The sequence below is a fragment of the Geothrix campi genome, assembly GCF_024609265.1.
In the GTDB taxonomy this organism is placed as follows: domain Bacteria; phylum Acidobacteriota; class Holophagae; order Holophagales; family Holophagaceae; genus Geothrix; species Geothrix campi.
In genome coordinates, this window is sequence record NZ_JANHMP010000001.1 from 372,783 (window position 1) to 394,319 (window position 21,537).

The window sequence follows — 21,537 nt, forward strand, 5'->3', positions numbered from 1 at the left end:
GTCAGAACTTGGTCTCGAGCGAATCGAGAGACTTCTTTCCTGAGTCGGAAAGGGCGAGGGTGCCACCCTTGGCGGTGCCGATGGTGTCCAGGTTGCGGGTCTGGTCCTTGCGGACGCAGACGCCCTGGAGGGTGCCGCCTTCGTCCACGACGAGCGAGCCGACCTCCACGTCCCCCTCGACGTAGCCGGTGCCGTGGATCTCGAGGCACTCGGTGATCTTCATGGTTCCCTCGGCCCGACCGGTCACCACGAGGTGTTTGGCGTAGATGGTCCCCTTCACCACACCGCCGGGAGCAATGGAGATCTCCCCCGTGGAATGGATGATCCCCTCGACGCTGCCCTCAATGCGCAGGCTCTGGGAACCGGTGTGGATCTCGCCGGTGAGCATCACATCCTTGCCCAGCAGGGAATGGATCGCGGGCGCAGAATCGGGTTTGGACTTGCTGTTGCGGAATACCGCCATGGCATGCTCCTTCGCGTATCAAAACGACTTGCCCAGCGCCCTGACCCATTGGCGCTGGAGACGCAGGTAAGGCTGGGGATTCGTCGGCTTTCCGCCCAGCCGCACTTCGTAGTGAAGGTGGACGCCGGTGGCGTTGCCCGAGCGCCCCATGGTTCCCAGGATATCCCCGCGGGACACCTTCTGCCCGGTTTTGACGTTCACGTGGTTCATGTGGGCGTACAGGGTCTCCTGCTCGGCATTGTGTCGCACCCGGACACCCCAGCCGTAGCGATCCATCCACCCGGCTTCTTCGACCTCGCCATCGGCGGTGACCTGGATTGGGGTATCGAGCGAGTTGCTGATGTCGATGCCCGTGTGGTAGCCCAACAGCCCATCCCCGGCTTCGTTGGAACGGGAGAAGGGATTGACCCGCACCCCAAACCCCGAGCTGAGGTAGCCGGCCGTGGGAGGGATGGAGGGGGTGTGGGCCCAGGCGCGAATCACAGGTTCCATCCGCGCCCGCACCACGGCGGCCTGCTTGGCCGTGTAGTCCAGATCCTGCTTGAGGCGGGAGAGCCGTTCCCGGACACCGGGGGGAGCCTGGGCGGGGGCGGGGTTCGCCTGGCCTGGGGTCGCCTGGCCTGGGGTTGCCTGGCCCGGTGGTGGTGGCAGCGGGGCGGTAATTGAGGCCTTGGGATCGAGCAGTTTCAACAGTTCCGTGTGCTGCTGACGGAGGGTGGCCACCTCCGTCTCCAGGGTCTGGGCCTGATCCAGGGAGGAACGGAGCTGTTCCTGCTGCTCCCGGGTCTCCTTCTGGAGGCGGCCGAAGTTCATGATCTTCTTGGTGGCCCAGAAGCCGTAGCCCGATCCGATCATGGCCAGGGCTGAGAAGCCGGCCACGAGACCAATGATCCAGAGCATCGTCCGACGGGTCAGGGACCACCGGATGGTACGGTGGCTGAAGACGACCATCACGGTAAGCCACCGCACAGGATCGGGGCGACTGGAGCGCACAGCGAGTCGGCGTTCGTGGTGGGGAGTGGACATGATTCCTCAGCATACCTGGGAATCCACGAAGCTTCGACTCGTCTTCTTACAACGAACGATCTAGATCGGCGCCAGAAGCGAGCGCGAAAGCCACCATTCCAATGCGTGCCCAAGGAAAAACACGAGTCCCACAAGACTGTTCAGCGTGAAGAAAGCCTGGTCGATCCGGGACAGGTCCCCTCCCCGAACGAGCCATTGCTCCCGCGCGAGCATGGTGGCCACCGTTGCCCAGCCGGCCCAGGCCACGAAATGGCTGCCCATCTGGAGGTTGAACATGGCCCAGGCCGCCAGGGCCAGGAGGTGGAAGGTCCGGGAGAGGGCCAGGGCGCCGCCAGTACCAAGCCGGGCTGGCACGGAATGGAGCCCCTTGCTGCGGTCATAGTCCTGGTCCTGGAGGGCATAGAGGATGTCGAAGCCCGCGGTCCAGGCCAGGACCCCGCCGGAGAGCCAGAGGGCAGGCGCCTCGATGTGCCCCGAGACGGCGATCCAGGCGCCCAGGGGGGCTCCCGAGAGGGCCAGCCCCAGCGCGAGGTGGGCCCAGGAGGTGAACCGCTTGCAGAGCGAATAGCCCAGGATGATGACCAGGGCCAGTGGCGACAGGGCCCAGGTCAGCGGCCCGAGGGCCCCTGCGGCCAGGCCGAACAGCACGATGCCAGCCCCCATCAGGGTCATGGCGCCGGCCCGGGAAACCCGGCCGGCGGGCAGAGCGCGGCCGGCAGTGCGCGGATTCTCGGCATCCACATCCACGTCCACCAGGCGGTTGAAGGTCATGGCCGCCGTCCGGGCCCCCACCATGGCCGCCAGGATCCACAGGATGGTCCGCAGCGGCGGAATCCCCTGGGCCGCTCCCAGCGCCCCCAGGAAGGCGAAAGGCAGGGCGAAGACCGTGTGCTCGAACTTGATCATGTCGAGCAGTTCCCGCAGGTGCATGAAGGGATTACCCCCGGGGAGGTCCTGCGACCCAGAGGGCTCTCTCCCTGCTGGTTCGGGATGATCCGTGTCGATCGGGGTGGGTTCCGGGGTCTGCTCGGGGGGATGCGTCGGGCTGTCCATTGAATCCATGATCCAGCGAATCGGGATCAGTGTCTCGGGTCGGGTTGCAGGAGTCGCTCTAATCCTCCGTCCTCAGCCGGTACCCCACGCCAGGCTCAGTCTGCAGGTAGCGCGGCCGGGAGGGATCCTCCTCCAGCTTGTGCCGGAGCTGGGCCATGTAGACGCGGAGGTAGAGAGGCTGGGCCCCTGCGACACCACCCCAGACCTCCTTCAGGAGTTGCCGGTGAGTGACTACCCTCCCGGCATGGTGGATCAGGGTGGTGAAGAGCCGGTATTCGAGAGGAGTCAGGTGGACCTCTTGGCCTGCGACCAGAACCTGGCGCTTGGCCAGATCCACCCGCCACCGCCCCAGGACGAACAGTGGATTCTCAACAGCTCCAGGCTCCGCATGGCGCAGGGCAACTCGGATGCGGGCCAGTAATTCGCTGGTGCCGAAGGGTTTGGTCAAGTAGTCGTCGGCGCCGACATCCAGGGCACCCACCTTATCGGTTTCCTGTCCGCGGGCGGAGATCACGATGACCGGGATTTGGCTCCATTCCCGGAGCCGCGTCATGAGGTCGAGGCCATCCATGTCCGGGAGGCCCAGGTCGAGCAGGATGACGTCGGGCCTGAACTGGACAGCGAGGGTCAAGCCTTCCTCTCCGGTAGGTGCTTCCAGGTAGCGGTAGCCACTGCTTTCCAGGGCCACCCGGAGGAAGCGGCGCATCTGTGGTTCGTCTTCCACCAGAAGCACCTGAGGCGCGGAGCTGGTCATGGTGTCTCCTTGGGGATGGCTGGAGGTGTGCCCAAGGGGAGGCTGATGAGGAATTGGGCCCCGCCCTGAGGATGGTTCACCGCCTGGATCTGGCCGCCATGGGCGGTCACGATGCCCTTGCAGATGGCCAGACCCAGGCCGGCGCCGGGCCGGCTGGTCCCCGCTTCACCGCGGACCAGTTTTTCGAAGATGCGCGTTTCCTCCCCGGGCGCGATCCCCGGCCCCTGATCGGCGACCGAGAGCGTGAGGGACTTTCCCGCGGCCCAGGCTTTGATGTCCACCGAGGATCCGGGCGGCGAGTACTTCAATGCGTTATCAATGAGGTTCACCACTACCTGCTCCATGAGGACGGCATCCATGGCGATCATCGGCAGGTCTTCAGGCAGGTGGGTCCTGACGCGTGCGGCCTCGGAGCCCAGCTCTCGGCGGTTCAGGGCCGCGCCCACCACCTCTTCCATCGGAATCCATTCCGTATGCAATTCCAAGGACCCAGCTTCGAGCCGCGTGATGTCCAGCAAATTGCTCACCAGGCGGTGCAGTCGCTGGGCCTCGTCCTGGGCTGAGGTCAGAAGGTCGCGCCGGGTGGCATCGGAGATGTCGGGAGTCTCCAGGACCGTGCTCACGGCCCCGGTGATGACGCCGAGGGGCGTGCGGAGATCGTGGGATACCGAACTGAGGAGGGCGTTCCGCAATCGCTCCTCCTCGGCCCGCTGGCGATCGGCTGCGCTCTGCTTGGCCAACAGCGAGCGCTCCAGGGCCAGGGCCGTCTGGTTGGCAAAGGCATCCAACAACTGGCGCTGATCCGGCTCCATCCATTGCGGGGCACCATCCGGCAGCATGCCCAGCACGCCGAGGGTCCCTTTCGAGCCTTTGAGCGGCAGGTAGGTGGCGCGGGCTCCCGGGAGGGTGAGCGTGCCCAAACCGGCGGGTTCGTCATGCTCGAAGACCCACTGGGCCACGCCCCGTTCCTGGTCGTTCAGCGGGAAGGCGAGGGGGTGGGTCGACGTTTCCAGGCGTCCCGAGGCGTCTGGAAGCAGCATCACTGCATGGCTTTGGAACTGGGTCGCCACGTTTTGTATCGCGGAGGCTACCAGGGCCGTGGTTCCGGCGCTGCGGGCCAGCTCCTGTCCCAGGCGGAAAAGGGCCTGGGTCCGCTGCTCCCGCGCCCGGGCAAGGCGGGCCTGAGCCCGGATGCGCTCGGTGAGATTTCCGATGACCACCCCCACCAGGAGCATCACGGAGAAGGTGCCGACATGGCGGAAGTCAGACACCACGAACGTGAAATAGGGCGGCACGAAGATGAAGTCGAAAGCCGCGACGCTCAACAGAGAGGCCAGCAGGGAAGGGCCACGGCCAAACCGCGTGGCCACGATGAGAATGCCAAGCAAATAGATCATCACGATGTCCGCCAGCTCGGTGCGGCGGAAGATCAGGCCCGCTATGGCCGTCGCGAGCGCCACCGTGATGACGCTGAGCAGGTAGTTTCGCAGCGGGCTCGTGAGGCGGGACCGGAGGCTTGGTGAAGCAGCCTGTTTGGTCGTCTCGCCCGTGATGACATAAATGTCGATGTCACCGCTGTGACGGATGAGATCGTCCACGGGGGACCCGGCCAAGAGGTCCACCCACTTGGGCCGTGAGGGTTTACCCACCACGATCTTGGTGATGTTGCGGTTCTGGGCGAAGGCCAGGATGTCCTCGTCCGTCCTGCCGCCTCCCTCGATGACAGCGGTCTCCCCCCCCAGTTTTTCCACCAGGCGGAGATTCTCCTCGACCCGGTTCCGCTCTGCTTCGCTGAACTTGAAGTGCCGAGGCGATTCGACGTAGAGGGCCACCCACGAGGCTCCCAGGGAGCCCGCCATGCGGCGCGTGGCGCGGATGAGGCGCTCGGAAAGGCCATCCGGGCCTACACAGACCAGGAGGCGGTCTCCGGCGGCCCAGGTCTTCCGGATGCCCTCTGATTCCATGTACCGCCGCATCTGGGCGTCGACGTTCTCCGCGGTATGGCGCAGCGCCAATTCCCGGAGGGCGAGCAGGTTGCCCTTGCGGAAGAAGTGTTCGCGGGCATGGCGCGCCTGGTCCGGAAGATAGACCTTCCCCTCCTTGAGCCGCACCAGGAGATCTTCCGGAGGCAGATCCACCAGTTCGACTTCATCGGCCCGCGCCATGACCGTATCCGGGACGTTCTCCCGCACCGTGACGCCCGTGATCTGCGCGACGACGTCCTTGAGGCTTTCCAGGTGCTGGACGTTCATCGTGGTGTAGACATCGACGCCGGCGTCCAGCAGTTCCATGACGTCCTGCCAGCGCTTGGCGTGCCGGGATCCCATCACGTTGGTGTGGGCCAGCTCGTCCACGAGGATCAGTCCTGGCCGGCGGGCCAGGGCGGCGTCCAGGTCGAACTCGGGGAAGAACTGACCAGCGTAGGCCAGCTCTTTTCGCGGCAGGATCTCCAGCCCTTCCGTCAGGGCGGCCGTCTCGCTCCGGCCGTGGGTCTCGACAACGCCGACGACGAGGTCGACCCCTTCCCCGCTCCGTTCCCGCGCCTCGGACAGCATGGCGTAGGTCTTGCCGACACCTGGGGCCGCGCCGAAGAAGACCTTGAGCTTCGCCCGATTTTCCCGGGCTTCCTCCGCCTGGACCTTGCGGAGCAGGGCATCAGGGTCAGGGCGTGGGAGGGCCATGCCCCTACGCTATCGGGATTTCTGACTGTTGACCCCAAACTGGTCGTCAAGGGCCAGGTTGAGCTTTAGGACGTTCACCCGGGACTCGCCCAGGACACCCCATTGCGGGCCTTCAACATGGGCGGCCACGAGGCGGCGAACGGTGGCCTCGTCCAGTCCCCTCGCCACGGCCACCCGGTGAACCTGGAAGAATGCGGAGGCCGGGCTGATGTGCGGATCCAGCCCGCTACCCGAGGCGGTGACGAGGTCCACGGGAACGGGGCCTGTGGCCTCAGGGTCCGCGATCCGGAGGGCGGTGATCCGGTCCTGGACGGCCTTTCGGAGATCCGGGTTGCTGGGCGCCAGGTTCGAACCACCGCTGTTGGCGCCGTTGTAGGGCAGGGGTCTGCCTTGGGCGTCGACGGTGGCTGAGGGACGGCCCCAGAAGTCGCCGGGCGCCGTGAAGGACTGGCCGATCCACTCGGAGCCGATGACCTGGCCATCCCTGTGGACTAGGCTGCCCTCGGCCTGATGGGGAAAGAGCGCCCGGGCCAGCCCAGTGATCCCCAGGGGGTAGGCCAGGCCGGTAAGGGCGGACAGCGCGATGAAGGCGAAGAGAGCGGGGCGGATCTGCAGGTTCATGGGAGCTCCTCTAGGCGGCGAGGCGAAGCGCGACGAGCAGCCAGTCGATGGCCTTGATGCCGATGAAGGGCACCACCAGGCCGCCAGCTCCGTAGAGCAGCAGGTTCCGCTGCAGCAGCTGGGCCGCGCCCACGGGCCGGTACGTCACGCCACGAAGCGCCAGGGGGATGAGCGCCACGATGATGAGGGCGTTGAAGATCACCGCGGAGAGGATGGCGCTCTCGGGACTGTGGAGCCGCATGACGTTGAGTGTGCCCAGGGCTGGGTAGGTGGCGACGAAAGCCGCCGGCAGGATGGCGAAGTACTTGGCCACATCGTTGGCGATGCTGAAGGTGGTCAGAGAGCCGCGGGTCATGAGCATCTGCTTGCCGATCTCCACGATCTCGATGAGCTTCGTGGGATTGGAGTCCAGGTCCACCATGTTCCCGGCCTCCTTCGCGGCCTGGGTGCCGCTGTTCATGGCCACGGCGACATCGGCCTGGGCCAGGGCCGGCGCGTCGTTGGTGCCGTCCCCGGTCATGGCCACGAGGCGTCCGCCGGCCTGATATTCGCGGATGAGCTTCAGTTTCGCCTCGGGGGTGGCCTGGGCGAGAAAGTCGTCCACGCCCGCCTCGGCGGCGATGGCGGCGGCGGTGAGAGGATTATCGCCGGTGATCATCACCGTCTTGATGCCCATGCCCCGCAGCTCCGCGAAGCGCTCCTTGATGCCGCCCTTCACGATGTCCTTGAGCTGGATGACACCTAGGGCATGCGGTCCTTCGGCCACCACGAGTGGGGTGCCGCCCGCCATGGAGATCTGGTCCACGGTCCGGCGCAGGTCCTCGGGGAACGTGCCGCCGTGGGACTGGACGTAGGCTTCGATGGCCGAGGCTGCCCCCTTGCGGATCTGGCGCGTGCCCAGGTTCACGCCACTCATCCGGGTCTGGGCGGTGAAGGGCACGAAGTGGGCCTCCAGGGCGTGGAGGTCCCGCTCGCGGAGGCCGTGCTGTTCCTTGGCCAGCACCACGATGCTTCGGCCCTCGGGCGTTTCGTCCGCCAGCGAGGCGAGCTGGGCCGCATCCGCCAGGCGCTTCAGGTCCACGCCATCGGCGGGCAGAAAGGCCACGGCCTGCCGGTTGCCCAGGGTGATGGTGCCGGTCTTGTCCAGCAGCAGCACATCCACGTCGCCCGCCGCCTCCACGGCCCGCCCGGAAGTCGCGATGACGTTGGCCTGGATCATGCGGTCCATGCCCGCGATGCCGATGGCACTGAGCAGGCCGCCGATGGTGGTGGGAATGAGGCAGACGAGCAGGGAGACCAGCACCGTCAGCGCCACCGGGTGCCCTTGTCCGGAACCAATGTGGCCTGCGGCCTGCGCGGCCCTGCTGGAGAAGACGGAGTAGGGCAGCAGGGTGGCGGTGGCCAGCAGGAAGATGATGGTGAGCCCCGCCAGGAGGATGTCGAGGGCGATCTCGTTGGGGGTCTTCTGGCGCGTGGCGCCTTCCACCATGGCGATCATGCGGTCCAGGAAACTCTCGCCGGGGTTGGACGAGATGCGGATCACCAGCCAGTCGGACAGCACCAGGGTGCCCCCGGTGACGGCGGACCGGTCGCCGCCGCTTTCCCGGATGACCGGGGCGCTCTCACCGGTGATGGCGCTTTCGTTCACCGAGGCCACGCCCTCGATCACCTCGCCATCACCGGGGATGGTCTCGCCAGCCTCCACGAGCACGAGATCGTTGATGCGCAAGACCGGGGCATCGACCACCTCCTGCGGGCCCTTCCGGTCGGACTCGAGCAGCCGCCTGGCCTTCACGTCGCGCTTGGACCGGCGCAGGGAATCCGCCTGGGCCTTGCCTCGGCCCTCCGCCATGGCTTCTGCGAAATTGGCGAAGAGGAGGGTGAACCAGAGCCAGAGGGAGATGGCCAGGATGAAGCCGGGCCGCCCCTCTCCACGGCCAGTCAGGGCCTGAATCCAGAGGCCCGTGGCAAAGGCGCTGCAGATCCACACGGTGAACATCACGGGGTTCCGGAGCTGGTGGAGGGGGCTCAGCTTCCGGAAGGCATCCAGCACGGCGCGCCGCACGATGGCGGGTTCGAAAAGGGGCCTGTCCTGCCGCGAGTGGGAGGTCATCGGATGCTCCTCAGGGTCAGGTGTTCAGCGACCGGGCCGAGGGCCAGGGCGGGAATGAAGGTGAGGGCGCCCACCAGGAACACCACCCCGATGAGTACGCCGACGAAGAGCGAGGTGTGGGTGGGCAAGGTGCCCAGGCTCTCGGGCGTGTGCTTCTTCTTCACCAGGGAGCCAGCGAGAGCCAGCACGGGCCAGATCACGCCGAAGCGGCCCAGGAGCATGGCGATGGCCAGGCCATCGTTGTAGAACGATGTGTTGGCGTTCAGGCCAGCGAAGGCGCTGCCGTTGTTGTTGGAAGCGCTGCTCCAGGCGTAGAGGATCTGACTGAAGCCGTGGGGCCCGGGGTTGCTCACGGAGGCAACCGCCGCTGGAACGAGCACGGAGATGGCCGTCCCGATCAGCACGGCGGCGCAGGGCAGGAGGATCGCAAGGGAAGCCATCTTCATCTCGAAGGCTTCCACCTTCTTGCCCAGGTACTCGGGGGTGCGGCCCACCATGAGGCCGCCGATGAAGACGGCGACCAGGGCGAACATGAGCATGCCGTAGAGCCCCGATCCGACGCCGCCGAAGACCACCTCGCCCAGCTGCATGAGCCATAGGGGTACCAGGCCGCCCAGGGGCGTGAAGGAGTCGTGCATGGCGTTCACGGAGCCGCTGGAAGCCGCTGTGGTGGCGGTGGCCCAGAGGGCCGAACCGCCGGGGCCGAACCGCAGCTCCTTGCCCTCCATGTTCCCGCCGGGCTGATCGAGGCTGGCCACCCGGGCCACACCCAGGCTGTCCAGGGCGGGGTTGCCCTTCACCTCCGCCTGCGTGCAGACCGCCAGGGCCCCGACGAACAGCACGGTCATGGCCGCCAGCAACGCCCAGCCCTGCCGGCGGTCCTTCACCATGTGCCCGAAGGTCACGCAGAGGGCCGCGGGAATGAGGAGGATGCTCAGCATCTGGACGAAATTCGAGAGCGGTGAGCTGTTCTCGAAGGGGTGGGCGGCGTTGGCGCCGAAGAACCCGCCGCCGTTGGTGCCGATCATCTTGATGGCGATCTGGGAGGCCGCGGGGCCCATGGCGAGTACCTGGCCGCCTGCCGTGTGGAGGTAGGCAGACAGGTTCTGGATGACGCCCTGGGAGACGAGGAAGAGGGCGAAGACGAAGGAGAGGGGCAGGAGGATGTAGAGGGTGCTGCGCACCAGGTCCACCCAGGCATTCCCGAGGCCCGTGGCGCTGCGGCGCGTGATGCCCCGGACCAGCGCCATCAGCACCGCGATGCCGGTGGCGGCCGAGAGGAAGTTCTGTACCGTCAGGCCCAGCATCTGGGTGAGGTAGCTCAACGTTGTTTCACCGCTGTAGGCCTGCCAGTTGGTGTTGGTGATGAAACTCACGGCTGTATTGAAGGAGAGGCCTGTCGCTACATTGCCCTGATGCTCGGGATTGAGGGGCAGGGCCGCCTGGGTCTTCATCAGGAGGAACACCGCCGCCAGGCCGAGGAACTTGATGAGGGTGATGGACCAGGCGTAGGCCTTCCAGCCCATCTCATCGTCCTCACGGAGGCCCATGAGCCGGTAGAGGCCCCGCTCGAGGGGCCCCAGGATCGGGTGGAGGAAGGTGCGCCCACCCTCCAGGACCCTGGCCATGTAGGCACCCAGCGGGTAGGCCAGACTCAGGAGGAGGGCCAGGTACAGCAGGTTCTGAGTCCAGGCATGGCTCATTGGAACATCTCCGGCTTCAGCAGGGCGAAAGCGAGGTAGCCCAGAAGGCCCAGGGCCAGAAGGGAGGCGACGAGAAGGGTGGCGTTCATTGAAGGCATCCTCAGTCAGATATGAACTGGGCAATCAGCCAGAAGAAGAGGGGAAGGAACATCAGAACCAGCATCCACCAGGCATTCCTCCGCCCGGTTTCTCCCTCAATTCGCAGGTCATGCGCCGCACGGACGCCCAGCCAGGCGGCGAACGAGGCTAGGGGGAGGAACCAGGGCATCACGAGGTGCACGACCACTCCTGCGGTGACTCCGACCTTCACCTTTCACGGATAGGGTGAAATGGGCTCGGCATGCCGCTTGTTGAAGGCTGGCCGGTCCCACAGCCGGTCCCACAGCATGGTTGCGACCCGCGTTAAGGCGCTGTTAGGAGTCAGGGCAGAGCCGTTAAGTTGTCGTTGAGGGGAGGGGTTCGGCCTGAAGTCCTAACGCCTTCTTAACACCCTTCCTGCCCACTCTAGGGGCTGGCTGGCCTGGGCGTTGGTAAACCGGGCTGGTTGTGTCGTCATCCTCTCTGGCCCAACCCAGATGGCCCAACACCCCCAGGAAACCAAGGCATGCCCAATTACAGAACGTTTCTCCTGGGGCGGCGGCTCGCCAGCGAAGAAAGCCACGAGACCAAGATCAGCAATCCCATCGCCCTGGCTGTATTCAGCTCGGATGCGTTGTCGTCGGTGGCTTACGGCACTCAGGAGATCATGGCCCCCCTCACGGCAGCGATCGCCGTGTTCGGAGCAGGGGTGCTCGGGTGGTCCTGGTGGGTGGCCCTTGGCATCGTGGGCCTGCTGCTTGTCCTCAATGTGAGCTACCGGCAGACCATCCACGCCTACCCCAGTGGGGGTGGCGCCTACCTGGTGGCCAAGGACAACCTGGGTGAGGTCGCAGCCCAGACCGCCGGCGCCTCCCTGCTGATCGACTACATCCTGACCGTGGCCGTGTCCGTTTCCGCGGGCGTATCGGCCATCGTGTCGGCGTTTCCGGGGCTGGAAGCCCATCGCATTTTCCTCGCCGAAGGCATCATCGCCTTCATTGCCCTGATGAACCTGCGGGGCGTGAAGGAAAGCGGGCTGGTCTTCTCGATGCCGACCTATGGCTTCGTCATCTGCATCGTGGGATTGCTGATCAAGGGCTTCTGGAACGTGGCCATGGGTCATGAGGTGGTCGCCGTCCACGTCGCGTCAGCCCACCTGGAAGGAACTTCGCGGCTGGCGGCGATCTGGCTGCTGGCTCGGGCCTATAGCGCTGGCTGCACAGCCCTGACAGGTGTGGAGGCCATCAGCAATGGAGTTACGGCCTTCAAGGAACCCGTGTCGACCAATGCCTCGAAGACCATGACCTGGATGGTGGTCATCCTCGGGGCCATGTTTCTCGGCATCACATACCTGACGAACCACTATGGCCTGACCTACCATCCGGACTCGCCGGAAACCCTGCTCTCCCAGCTGACCCGGCTCATTCTGGGCGGAGCGGAGCACGGGCTTCCCAAGCTGATCTACCTCGTCACCACCGGCTTCACCATGGCGATTCTGGCCTTGGCGGCGAATACGGCCTATGCGGATTTTCCCCGCCTGGCGGCGCTCCATGCCCGGGACGGCTTCCTCCCCCGCCAGTTCACCAGCCAGGGCGACCGCCTGGTCTTTTCCAACGGGATCTTCATCCTGTCCCTGGCGGCCGGATTCCTGGTCCTGCTCTTCGGCGCAAAGGAGGACCACCTGCTGCCCTTGTACGCGGTGGGTGTGTTTCTTGGCTTCACCATCAGCCAGACCGGCATGGTGCGCCGCTGGTTCCGTCTCAAGGGCAAGGGTTGGCAGTTGAAGGCGCTGATCAATGGCCTGGGGGCGGTGACAACGCTCATCGTCATGCTGGTGATCGCCGTGACGCGCTTCGCCCATGGGGCCTGGATCGTGATCGTGCTCGTGCCGCTGCTGGTCATGACCTTCTTCAACATCCATCGTCACTACATCCGTATCAAGTCGATCCTGGCAGCCAGCCGGGTGGACTTCATCGGCCCTCGCCGAAACCGAGTCGTCGTACTGGTTTCCGGGATCCACGCCGGTGTGGTGCAGTCCCTGAACTACGCGAAAGTCATCGCAGAGCACGGTGAAGTCGAGGCGTTGACCGTCGATTTCACGGATGAACACGGCCGGGACAGCGCCGCGCTGGAGAAATTGCGTTCCGATTGGCCGAGGTACAGTGAGGGTATTCCCCTCCGGGCCATCCGCAGTCCCTACCGGAAGGTGGTAGAACCCATCGTGAATGAACTGGAGCGCATGCGTCAGGCGGAACCGGAGTACACCATCACGGTCATCCTCCCGGAATTCATCACCGGACACTGGTGGGCGAACCTGCTCCACAATCAGACGGCCATGAGGATCAAGGGTACGCTGCTGCTCATGCCCAAGATCATCGTGATCTCGATCCCTTATCACGTGGAACCGTTGGTGGAGTAGCCCTCACCCGAGGCTCTCGGGGCGCCAGAGGGTGCATCAAAATAAAACGCCCGGCCAAGGCCGGGCGTTTTCATGAAGAAGGTCAGGTTCAGCCTGCGCCGCCACCGACGACGGCGGGACGGTAGGTGAGGCTGGCCTTGATGAAGTCGCGGTTCATGCGCGCGATGTTCTCCATCTTGATGCCCTTGGGGCAGGCGGCTTCGCACTCGCCGTGGTTGGTGCAGGTGCCGAACTGCTCGGCATCCATCTGGGCCACCATGTCGCGGACCCGCGTGTAGCGCTCGGGTTGGCCCTGGGGCAGCAGGCCCAGGTGCGTGACCTTGGCGGACAGGAACAGCATGGCGCTGGCATTGGGGCAGGCGGCCACGCAGGCTCCGCACCCGATGCAGGCCGCGGCGTCCATGGCGAGCTCGGCCTTCTCCTTGGGGATCGGCAGGGCGTTGGCGTCCTGTGGCGAGCCGGTGGGTACGCTGATGAATCCGCCTGCGGCGATAATGCGGTCCAGGGCCCCGCGGTCCACCATCAGATCCTTGATGACGGGGAAGGCCTCGGCGCGCCAGGGTTCGATGGTGACGCTGTCGCCATCCTTGAAGCTGCGCATGTGCAGCTGGCAGGTGGTGGTGCGCTCGCGGGGGCCGTGGGGGCGCCCGTTGATCACCATGCTGCAGGTGCCGCAGATGCCCTCGCGGCAGTCGTGGTCGAAGGTGATGGGCTCCTCACCCTTGCGGATGAGGCCTTCGTTCACGATGTCGAGCATCTCCAGGAAGGACATGTCGGGGCTGATGTTCTCGGCGGGGTACTCGACGAACTTGCCGTCGCACTTGGCGTTCTTCTGCCGCCACACGTGAAGGGTGAGATTGAGGTCTTTGGACATGGCTCAGTTCCTCACTTGTAGCTGCGGGTCGCGAGGTGGACGTTCTCGAAGGCGAGCTGCTCGGTGTGGCGCACCGGAGCCTGGCCTTCGCCCTTGTACTCCCAGGCGGCCACGTGGGCGAAGTTCTCGTCGTCGCGCAGGGCCTCGCCCTCCGCGGTCTGCCATTCCTCGCGGAAGTGGCCCCCGCAGGATTCGCGGCGCTCAAGGGCATCCAGGCACATCAGCTCGCCGATCTCCAGGAAGTCGGCCACGCGGCCGGCCATCTCGAGGGACTGGTTCAGGTCGTCGCTGCTGCCGGGGATGCGGAGGTTCGACCAGAACTCCTCGCGGATCTTCGGGATCAGTTCCAGAGCCTTCTTGAGTCCGGCTTCGTTGCGGCCCATGCCGCACATCTCCCACATGACCTTGCCCAGTTCACGATGGAAGTGGTCCGGGGTTTCCTTCCCGCCGATGGACATGAGCTTGCTCATGCGCTCGGTCACGGTCTGTTCGGCCGCCTTCACGATCGGATCCTCGGCCTTGATGCGGGTGCCGGGCTTGATGCCGGCCAGGTAGCCGCCGATGGTGTAGGGGATCACGAAGTAGCCGTCGGCCAGGCCCTGCATGAGCGCCGAGGCGCCCAGGCGGTTGGCGCCGTGGTCGGAGAAGTTGGCTTCACCGAGCACGAAGAGGCCGGGGATGGTGCTCATGAGGTTGTAGTCCACCCACAGGCCGCCCATGGTGTAGTGGCTGGCCGGGAAGATGCGCATGGGCGTCTTGTAGGGGTTCTCGTCCGTGATGCGCTCATACATCTCGAAGAGGTTGCCGTACTTCTCCTCGATCTTGGCGGCGCCCAGGCGCTTGATGGCATCGCTGAAGTCGAGGTAGACACCGAGCCGGGTGGGACCGACGCCGCGGCCCTCGTCGCACACCTGCTTGGCGGCGCGGCTGGAGACGTCACGGGGGGCGAGGTTTCCGTAGGAGGGGTACTTGCGCTCCAGGTAGTAGTCGCGATCCTCCTCGGCGATCTCGGCGGCGGGCTTGCCGCAATCCTCCTTGCGCTTGGGCACCCAGATGCGGCCGTCGTTGCGCAGCGATTCGGACATGAGCGTGAGCTTGCTCTGGTGGTCGCCGGTAACGGGGATGCAGGTGGGGTGGATCTGCGTGAAGCAGGGGTTCGCGAACGCGGCTCCCTTCTTGTAGGCGCGCCAGATGGCGGTGCCGTTGCAGCCCTTGGCGTTGGTGGAGAGGTAGAAGACGTTGCCGTAGCCGCCGGTGGCCAGGCAGACCGCATCGGCGACGTGGGACTCGACCTCACCGGTCACCATATCCCGGGTGACGATGCCCTTGGCCACGCCATCGACGACGATCAGATCCAGCATCTCGTGGCGGGGGAACATCTTCACCTTGCCGAGGCCGATCTGGCGTTCCAGGGCCTGGTAGGCGCCGATGAGCAGCTGCTGGCCGGTCTGCCCGCGGGCGTAGAAGGTGCGGCTCACCTGGGCGCCGCCGAAGGAGCGGTTGTCCAGCAGTCCGCCGTATTCTCGGGCGAAGGGCACACCCTGGCCCACGCACTGGTCGATGATGTTGTTGCTGACCTCCGCCAAGCGGTGCACGTTGGCTTCGCGGGCCCGGAAATCACCGCCCTTGACCGTGTCGTAGAAGAGGCGATACACGCTGTCGCCGTCATTCTGGTAGTTCTTGGCGGCATTGATGCCGCCCTGGGCCGCGATGGAGTGGGCGCGGCGGGGGCTGTCCTGGTAGCAGTAGCACTCGACTTCGTAGCCGAGTTCGGCCAGGGAGGCTGCGGCGGCGCCACCGGCGAGGCCGGAGCCCACCACGAGCACCTTGTACTTCCGCTTGTTGGCCGGATTCACGAGCTTGAGATCAAAGCGGTGCTTTTCCCACTTCTTGTCGATCGGGCCGTCTGGGATTCGGGCATTGAGTTCCATGGAGCGCTCCCTGGGATCAGTGGATGAAGCCGGTCAGGACGGCGATGGGGTAGGAGATGTTCACGCCCACCACGAGGACGGTCAGGCCCGTGGCGAAGTTGCGCCGCAGCCTGTCGTAGCGGGGATGGGCCAGGCCAAGGCTCTGGGTGCAGCTCCACACGCCGTGCCACATGTGCAGGCCGAGGCAGAGCTGGGCCACGATGTAGAAGCCCGAGGCGGCAGGAACCTTGAAGCCGTTCACGAAGTTCGCGTAGGGATTCGCGGGGTCGAAGGCGGGATGGACCGTGCCGGTGGTCAGGTGCAGGAGGTGATAGATGATGAAGGCTGCGAGGATGACGCCGCTCCAGCGCATCGTCCGGGACGCCCAGGTCGAGGCGACGTTCTGCTGGGCGCGATAGCCCGTGGGACGGGCGGCCATGTTGTCGAGGGTGAGGGTCGTGGCGGCCCAGATGTGGAGGCCCACGGCGGTGAGCAGCACGGCCCGGAACGCCCAGATGCCCATGCCGTGAATCATGGTGTGCAGGAACTCGGCGTAGTGATTCATCGCCGAGGCACCCATGTAGGACGTCAGGTTCCCCAGCATGTGCACGGTGACGAACCCGAAGAGGATGACGCCGGTGGCCGCCATGACGACCTTCCGGCCGACCGAGGACGCCAGGAAACCGTGGCCGCGGGCTTCCGCGCCCGCGATGCTCTGTTCAGCAACGGACATAGGGGGACTCCTTTGAAAAACGGGGAGATGGATCGGAGCGCCCGCAGCGTGCGGCGGGGCCCGCTTTCAATGACAGGGCCATATCTGACCCGATTATCTTCGGACACCAGTCGATTCCCAAGTGCTAATGCTGGAGCAAGGGAAGCTGTGACAATGTGCATCTTCCGGTATCACGCCGCTGGAACCTTGGCTGGCGTTCCGGCCTGAAGTCTTGCGGTTGCAACCCCGAGTCAGCTAAAATCAGGCTCGATCTAGACATGATCTTTGGTGGAACGCCCCCGGGTGGGGGCTGGTGTCGCTTCCGCGCAGGCCGCCTTGATTTGTCCAATTCCCAGCTGCTTCAACTTCACGGTCCCCCTCTCCTTAACTCAACTGGAGGAACAAACATGGTGACGATGAAACGTCTCCTTGACTCTCTGGCGTCGACCAGACTTTTCAAGTGGGGGATGACTGCGCTCTTCGCCATTCTGCTCGCCCCTCCCGCCTTCGCCGGTGGCGAGGCCGAGTTGAAGATCCCCTCGTTGAAGGACCAGGCCCAGCTGTTCATGGGGACGACCGGCCACAACCTGCTGCTGATCGGCCTCTTCATCTGTCTGCTCGGCGTGGCCTTCGGTCTGGTGCAGTACTCCCAGATCCGGAACCTGCCGGTCCACAAGTCCATGCTGGAAATCTCTGAGCTGATCTACGAGACCTGCAAGACCTACCTGGTCACCCAGATCAAGTTCATCTCGGTTCTCTGGGCCTTCATCGCGGTCATCATCGTCGCCTATTTCAAGTACCTCGCCCACACGCCCATGGGCTGGGGCCAGGTGATCGTGATCCTGCTCTTCTCGATCATCGGCATTCTCGGGTCCCTGGCCGTGGCCTGGTTCGGCATCCGCATCAACACCTTCGCCAATTCCCGCACCGCCTTCGCCAGCCTGCGCGGCAAGCCCTTCCCGACCATGGAGATCCCCCTGAAGGCGGGCATGTCCATCGGCATGCTGCTCATCTCCGTCGAGCTGTTCCTCATGCTCGCGATCCTGCTCTTCATTCCTGGTGACGCCGCCGGCCCCTGCTTCATCGGCTTCGCCATCGGCGAGTCCCTGGGTGCCGCCGCCCTCCGCATCGCGGGTGGCATCTTCACCAAGATCGCCGACATCGGCTCCGACCTCATGAAGATCGTCTTCAAGATCAAGGAAGACGATGCCCGCAACCCTGGCGTCATCGCCGATTGCGTGGGCGATAACGCTGGCGATTCGGTCGGTCCCACCGCCGACGGCTTCGAAACCTACGGCGTCACCGGCGTCGCGCTCATCACCTTCATCCTGCTGGCGGTTCCTCAGCCCGCCATCCAGGTCGCGCTGCTGGTGTGGATCTTCGTCATGCGCGTCGGCATGATCGTGACTTCCGCTGCTTCCTACTGGATCAACGGACTCTGGGCGAAGGCCAAGTTCGGTGCCGCGGCCAAGTTCGAATTCGAGACCCCGCTCACCACGCTCGTCTGGTTGACCTCGATCCTTTCGATCGTGATGACCTACATCCTGTCCTATGTGCTGATCGGGAACCTGCCGGACCACCTCTGGTGCAAGCTCTCCACCATCATCACCTGCGGAACCCTGGCGGGTGCCCTGATCCCCGAGCTGGTGAAGGCCTTCACCTCCACCAACTCCGGCCATGTGCGTGAGGTCGTGACGGCCTCCAGGGAAGGCGGCGCCTCCCTCAACATCATCTCCGGCCTGGTGGCGGGCTACTTCTCCGCCTACTGGATGGGTCTCACCATCGTCGCCCTCATGGGTGCCGCCTATTATGTGTCCACCTTCGGCCTGGCCGGCTTCATGGCGGCCCCGGCCATCTTCTCCTTCGGCCTGGTCGCCTTCGGCTTCCTGGGCATGGGCCCCGTCACCATCGCCGTGGACTCCTACGGCCCCGTGACCGACAACGCCCAGTCCGTCTACGAGCTCTCCACCATCGAGGAGATCCCCGGCATCGAGCAGGAGATCCAGAAGGACTTCGGCTTCAAGCCTGATTTCGAGAACGGCAAGATGTATCTCGAAGAGAACGATGGCGCCGGCAACACCTTCAAGGCCACCGCCAAGCCCGTGCTCATCGGCACCGCGGTTGTGGGCGCCACCACCCTGATCTTCTCCATCATCCAGGTGCTGAACGGCAAGTTCGGCGTTCTGAAGGTGGTTGAGGGGCTGTCCATCATCAACCCCCTCTTCCTCCTCGGCATCATCACGGGCGGCGCCATCATCTTCTGGTTCTCCGGCGCAGCCTGCCAGGCCGTCGCCACGGGCGCCTACCGGGCGGTGGAGTTCATCAAGCAGAACATCAACCTGGATGCGGGTGCCACCAAGGCCTCCGTCGAAGACTCCAAGAAGGTCGTGGAGATCTGCACCCAGTACGCCCAGAAGGGCATGTTCAACATCTTCCTGGCGGTGTTCTTCTCCACCCTCGCCTTCGCCTGCGCGAACCACTACTTCTTCATCGGCTACCTGATCTCCATCGCTGTCTTCGGGCTCTACCAGGCCATCTTCATGGCCAATGCCGGTGGCGCCTGGGACAACGCGAAGAAGCTCGTGGAGACCGAACTCAAGGCCAAGGGCACCGAGCTCCACGATGCCTGCGTCGTGGGTGACACCGTGGGCGATCCCTTCAAGGACACCTCCTCGGTGGCGCTGAACCCGGTCATCAAGTTCACGACCCTCTTCGGCCTCCTGGCCGTCGAGCTGGCAATCGAGCTCAACCCGGTCACGGCTCACATCTGGGCCCTGATCTTCTTCCTGATCTCCACGGTCTTCGTGTGGCGTTCCTTCTACGCCATGCGCATTCCCGTCCTAGAGACCAAGTAGGCCCTTCGCCGCCAAGGCGATCCACGGAATGGGAGGGACCCTGCGGGGTCCCTCCTTGTGTGATACCTTGTATCGTGAGGTTTTGACTATGCACCGATTATTTCATATTCCTGTCAATCTGCTTGCTTGCTGGAGTCTCATGGCTGCCGATCCTGCCTTGAAGCCCCCCGCCGCACCCCAGAAGGAACATGTGAGCCTCTGGCACGGCGAGAAGGTCGATGACCCGTGGTTCTGGTTGCGGGAGAAGAGCAACCCGGATGTGGTGGCCTACCTGAACGCCGAGAACGCCTACACCGAGGCCATGACGAAGGATCTCCAGCCCTTTTCCGAGGCGCTCTACAAGGAGATGCTGGGCCGCATCAAGCAGACGGATCTCAGCGTCCCGGTCCGTCGGGGTGCCTTCTACTACTACTCCCGCACGGAGGAGGGGAAGCAGTACCCCGTCCAGTGCCGGCGGCAAGCCGCCAAGGGCGGCGCCTATGATGAGAAGGCCGCCGAGGAGGTCCTGCTCGATCAGAACGAGCTGGCCAAGGGCCTGAAATTCCTGGGACTGGGGCCCCTCGTCGTCAGCGATGACGATCGCACCCTGCTCTACAGCACGGATACGACCGGTTTCCGCCAGTATCAGCTCTTCACCAAGGACCTGGCCACGGGCCGGGTGAGCGGCCCCCTGGCCGAACGGGTGACTTCCTACACCTGGGCAGGCGATGGCCGGCACGTGTTCTTCACCACCGAGGATGCCGGCACGAAGCGCTCGAACCAGCTCTGGCGTCTGGACCTCACGGGCCACGCGCCGGAACTCGTGTTCGAGGAGAAGGACGAGCTCTACCGGGTTCTGGTGGGGCGCACCAAGGATCACAAGTATCTCCTGATGGAGAGCCAGTCCACGGACACCTGGGAAACCCGCTATCTGGCCGCCTCGAAGCCCACGGGCGCCTTCAAGGTCCTGCTCCCCAGGGAGAAAGGCCACAAGTACGATGTGGAGCACCGGGGCGGAACCTTCTACATCCGCACCAACAAGGGTGCGAAGAATTTCCGTCTCGTCACCGCTCCGGCGGCCACGCCGGACCCGAAGCACTGGAAGGTTCTCATCCCCCACCGGGCCGACGTGCTGCTCGAAGAGGTCGAACCGTTCCGGGACTTCCTGGTGGTCGCCGAGAAGCGCGAAGGGTTGGACCGGTTCCGGATCCGCGACTTCAAGACAGGGTCCTGGCGGAAGGTCGCCTTCCCCGAGTCCGTCTACGCGGCTTCCCCGGGGGGAACGCCCGAGTACACCTCCAAGGCCTTCCGCTTCGTCTACCAGTCCATGATTACGCCGCAGAGCATCTACGATTGCGACATGGCCACCGGGAAGCAGACTCTGCTCAAGGAGACTGAGGTTCTGGGCGGCTATGACCGGTCCCAGTACGCCACGGAACGCCTCTGGGCCACGGCCCGGGATGGTGCGAAAGTGCCTCTCTCCGTGGTGTATCGGAAGGGTGTGAAACGGGACGGCAGTGCGCCCCTCTTCCTCTACGCCTACGGATCGTATGGCTTCGGCATGTCCGCGAGCTTCTCCATCCCGCGCCTGAGCCTGCTGGACCGCGGCATGGTCTACGTCATCGCCCACATCCGGGGCGGCAACGAGATGGGCGAGGCCTGGCACGACGACGGCATGCTCATGAAGAAGATGAACACCTTCACGGATTTCATCGACTCCGCCGACTTCCTGGTCAAGGAGAAGTGGACGAGCAAGGATCGCCTGGTCATCGAGGGCGGCAGCGCCGGGGGCCTGCTCATGGGCGCGGTCACCAACCTGCGGCCCGATCTCTTCAAGGCCGTGCATAGCGCCGTGCCCTTCGTGGACGTGATGAACACGATGATGGATGCCAGCCTGCCCCTGACCGTGGGCGAGTACCTCGAGTGGGGCAATCCCAACGAGAAGGCCGCCTTCGACTACATGCGGGCCTACAGCCCCTACGACAACCTGGCGAAGAAGGCCTACCCGGCCATTCTCGTCACCACCAGCTTCAACGATAGCCAGGTGATGTACTGGGAACCCGCGAAGTACGTGGCCAAGCTCCGCACCCTCAAGACCGACGAGAATCCCCTGCTGCTGAAGATCAAGATGGACCCCGCCGGCCACGGCGGCGCCTCCGGCCGCTACGATGCCCTGAAGGACAAGGCCTTCGAGACGGCCTGGATGCTCAAACAGGTCGGCATTACCAAGTAGCCATTCCAGCCTCCAGAGGGCGCGTCTGCGCCCTCTGGAGCCAAGAAGAAAAGGGAGGTGGAT

Annotated in this window: 16 protein-coding genes; 3 read left to right on the forward strand and 13 right to left on the reverse strand. The window is 64.8% G+C overall.

The annotated features are described in order from the left end of the window. Nucleotide 1: 1 nt before the first annotated feature. From NOV65_RS01875 to NOV65_RS01920, 10 genes are all read right to left on the reverse strand, one after another. On the reverse strand, nucleotides 2-463 hold the full coding sequence (locus NOV65_RS01875) for a bactofilin family protein (RefSeq protein WP_257303745.1): 462 nt from the start codon (nucleotides 461-463) through the stop codon (nucleotides 2-4). Between the two features lie 18 nt (nucleotides 464-481). Continuing rightward, complete coding sequence (locus tag NOV65_RS01880) at nucleotides 482-1,489, reverse strand: M23 family metallopeptidase (protein WP_257303747.1); 1,008 nt, start codon at nucleotides 1,487-1,489, stop codon at nucleotides 482-484. Between the two features lie 60 nt (nucleotides 1,490-1,549). Continuing rightward, nucleotides 1,550-2,419, reverse strand: a complete 870-nt coding sequence (locus tag NOV65_RS01885) for a UbiA-like polyprenyltransferase (RefSeq protein WP_257303749.1) — start codon at nucleotides 2,417-2,419, stop codon at nucleotides 1,550-1,552. Nucleotides 2,420-2,600: 181 nt separating this feature from the next. Beyond that, entirely contained in the window at nucleotides 2,601-3,296 is a 696-nt protein-coding gene (locus NOV65_RS01890) for a response regulator (protein WP_257303751.1), read from the reverse strand. Beyond that, the gene (locus NOV65_RS01895) at nucleotides 3,293-5,977 is read right to left on the reverse strand and encodes a sensor histidine kinase (RefSeq protein WP_257303753.1); all 2,685 of its coding nucleotides are present in this window, start codon (nucleotides 5,975-5,977) and stop codon (nucleotides 3,293-3,295) included. The genes NOV65_RS01890 and NOV65_RS01895 overlap by 4 nt, the downstream gene beginning before the upstream one ends. 9 nt (nucleotides 5,978-5,986) lie before the next feature. Continuing rightward, on the reverse strand, nucleotides 5,987-6,598 hold the full coding sequence (kdpC, locus tag NOV65_RS01900) for a potassium-transporting ATPase subunit KdpC (protein WP_257303755.1): 612 nt from the start codon (nucleotides 6,596-6,598) through the stop codon (nucleotides 5,987-5,989). A 10-nt stretch (nucleotides 6,599-6,608) separates the two neighbouring features. Further along, the gene (gene kdpB / locus NOV65_RS01905) at nucleotides 6,609-8,711 is read right to left on the reverse strand and encodes a potassium-transporting ATPase subunit KdpB (protein ID WP_257303756.1); all 2,103 of its coding nucleotides are present in this window, start codon (nucleotides 8,709-8,711) and stop codon (nucleotides 6,609-6,611) included. Further along, nucleotides 8,708-10,414 carry a potassium-transporting ATPase subunit KdpA gene (gene kdpA / locus NOV65_RS01910; RefSeq protein ID WP_257303759.1) on the reverse strand — a complete coding sequence of 569 codons (1,707 nt, stop codon included), beginning with the start codon at nucleotides 10,412-10,414 and terminating at the stop codon, nucleotides 8,708-8,710. Before kdpA ends, kdpB begins: the two co-directional genes overlap by 4 nt. Further along, nucleotides 10,411-10,503 carry a potassium-transporting ATPase subunit F gene (locus tag NOV65_RS01915; RefSeq protein ID WP_257303761.1) on the reverse strand — a complete coding sequence of 31 codons (93 nt, stop codon included), beginning with the start codon at nucleotides 10,501-10,503 and terminating at the stop codon, nucleotides 10,411-10,413. The genes kdpA and NOV65_RS01915 overlap by 4 nt, the downstream gene beginning before the upstream one ends. Nucleotides 10,504-10,514: 11 nt before the next feature. Further along, the gene (locus tag NOV65_RS01920; RefSeq protein ID WP_257303763.1) at nucleotides 10,515-10,694 is read right to left on the reverse strand and encodes a hypothetical protein; all 180 of its coding nucleotides are present in this window, start codon (nucleotides 10,692-10,694) and stop codon (nucleotides 10,515-10,517) included. 324 nt (nucleotides 10,695-11,018) lie between these two features. On the opposite strand from NOV65_RS01920, the gene NOV65_RS01925 reads away from it, so the two are divergent. Beyond that, nucleotides 11,019-12,911, forward strand: a complete 1,893-nt coding sequence (locus NOV65_RS01925) for an APC family permease (protein ID WP_257303765.1) — start codon at nucleotides 11,019-11,021, stop codon at nucleotides 12,909-12,911. A gap of 88 nt (nucleotides 12,912-12,999) precedes the next feature. On the opposite strand, the gene NOV65_RS01930 is transcribed toward NOV65_RS01925, so the two are convergent. Genes NOV65_RS01930 through NOV65_RS01940 form a run of 3 tightly spaced genes read right to left on the reverse strand, consistent with a single transcriptional unit; the run spans nucleotide 13,000 to nucleotide 16,428 of the window. Beyond that, complete coding sequence (locus NOV65_RS01930; protein ID WP_257303767.1) at nucleotides 13,000-13,785, reverse strand: succinate dehydrogenase/fumarate reductase iron-sulfur subunit; 786 nt, start codon at nucleotides 13,783-13,785, stop codon at nucleotides 13,000-13,002. 11 nt (nucleotides 13,786-13,796) lie between these two features. Next, the gene (locus NOV65_RS01935) at nucleotides 13,797-15,716 is read right to left on the reverse strand and encodes a fumarate reductase/succinate dehydrogenase flavoprotein subunit (RefSeq protein WP_257303769.1); all 1,920 of its coding nucleotides are present in this window, start codon (nucleotides 15,714-15,716) and stop codon (nucleotides 13,797-13,799) included. A 16-nt stretch (nucleotides 15,717-15,732) separates the two neighbouring features. Then, the gene (locus tag NOV65_RS01940; RefSeq protein ID WP_257303770.1) at nucleotides 15,733-16,428 is read right to left on the reverse strand and encodes a succinate dehydrogenase cytochrome b subunit; all 696 of its coding nucleotides are present in this window, start codon (nucleotides 16,426-16,428) and stop codon (nucleotides 15,733-15,735) included. A gap of 446 nt (nucleotides 16,429-16,874) precedes the next feature. Here NOV65_RS01940 and NOV65_RS01945 point away from each other — a divergent pair, with 446 nt between their 5' ends. Together NOV65_RS01945 and NOV65_RS01950 are read left to right on the forward strand one after the other, a co-directional pair. Continuing rightward, the gene (locus NOV65_RS01945) at nucleotides 16,875-19,262 is read left to right on the forward strand and encodes a sodium-translocating pyrophosphatase (RefSeq protein ID WP_257303772.1); all 2,388 of its coding nucleotides are present in this window, start codon (nucleotides 16,875-16,877) and stop codon (nucleotides 19,260-19,262) included. Between the two features lie 139 nt (nucleotides 19,263-19,401). Further along, entirely contained in the window at nucleotides 19,402-21,474 is a 2,073-nt protein-coding gene (locus NOV65_RS01950; protein ID WP_257303774.1) for a S9 family peptidase, read from the forward strand. The last annotated feature ends 63 nt before the right edge of the window (nucleotides 21,475-21,537 follow it).

What these genes read in the sequence shown, in the direction of transcription:
- NOV65_RS01930 (WP_257303767.1), bottom strand. Translation starts at nt 13,785, where the DNA reads ATGTCCAAAGACCTCAATCTCACCCTTCACGTGTGGCGGCAGAAGAAC.
- NOV65_RS01935 (WP_257303769.1), bottom strand. Translation starts at nt 15,716, where the DNA reads ATGGAACTCAATGCCCGAATCCCAGACGGCCCGATCGACAAGAAGTGG.
- NOV65_RS01875 (WP_257303745.1), bottom strand. Translation starts at nt 463, where the DNA reads ATGGCGGTATTCCGCAACAGCAAGTCCAAACCCGATTCTGCGCCCGCG.
- NOV65_RS01940 (WP_257303770.1), bottom strand. Translation starts at nt 16,428, where the DNA reads ATGTCCGTTGCTGAACAGAGCATCGCGGGCGCGGAAGCCCGCGGCCAC.
- NOV65_RS01885 (WP_257303749.1), bottom strand. Translation starts at nt 2,419, where the DNA reads ATGCACCTGCGGGAACTGCTCGACATGATCAAGTTCGAGCACACGGTC.
- NOV65_RS01890 (WP_257303751.1), bottom strand. Translation starts at nt 3,296, where the DNA reads ATGACCAGCTCCGCGCCTCAGGTGCTTCTGGTGGAAGACGAACCACAG.
- NOV65_RS01950 (WP_257303774.1), top strand. Translation starts at nt 19,402, where the DNA reads ATGGCTGCCGATCCTGCCTTGAAGCCCCCCGCCGCACCCCAGAAGGAA.
- kdpB (WP_257303756.1), bottom strand. Translation starts at nt 8,711, where the DNA reads ATGACCTCCCACTCGCGGCAGGACAGGCCCCTTTTCGAACCCGCCATC.
- kdpA (WP_257303759.1), bottom strand. Translation starts at nt 10,414, where the DNA reads ATGAGCCATGCCTGGACTCAGAACCTGCTGTACCTGGCCCTCCTCCTG.
- NOV65_RS01880 (WP_257303747.1), bottom strand. Translation starts at nt 1,489, where the DNA reads ATGTCCACTCCCCACCACGAACGCCGACTCGCTGTGCGCTCCAGTCGC.
- kdpC (WP_257303755.1), bottom strand. Translation starts at nt 6,598, where the DNA reads ATGAACCTGCAGATCCGCCCCGCTCTCTTCGCCTTCATCGCGCTGTCC.
- NOV65_RS01945 (WP_257303772.1), top strand. Translation starts at nt 16,875, where the DNA reads ATGACTGCGCTCTTCGCCATTCTGCTCGCCCCTCCCGCCTTCGCCGGT.
- NOV65_RS01915 (WP_257303761.1), bottom strand. Translation starts at nt 10,503, where the DNA reads ATGAACGCCACCCTTCTCGTCGCCTCCCTTCTGGCCCTGGGCCTTCTG.
- NOV65_RS01925 (WP_257303765.1), top strand. Translation starts at nt 11,019, where the DNA reads ATGCCCAATTACAGAACGTTTCTCCTGGGGCGGCGGCTCGCCAGCGAA.
- NOV65_RS01895 (WP_257303753.1), bottom strand. Translation starts at nt 5,977, where the DNA reads ATGGCCCTCCCACGCCCTGACCCTGATGCCCTGCTCCGCAAGGTCCAG.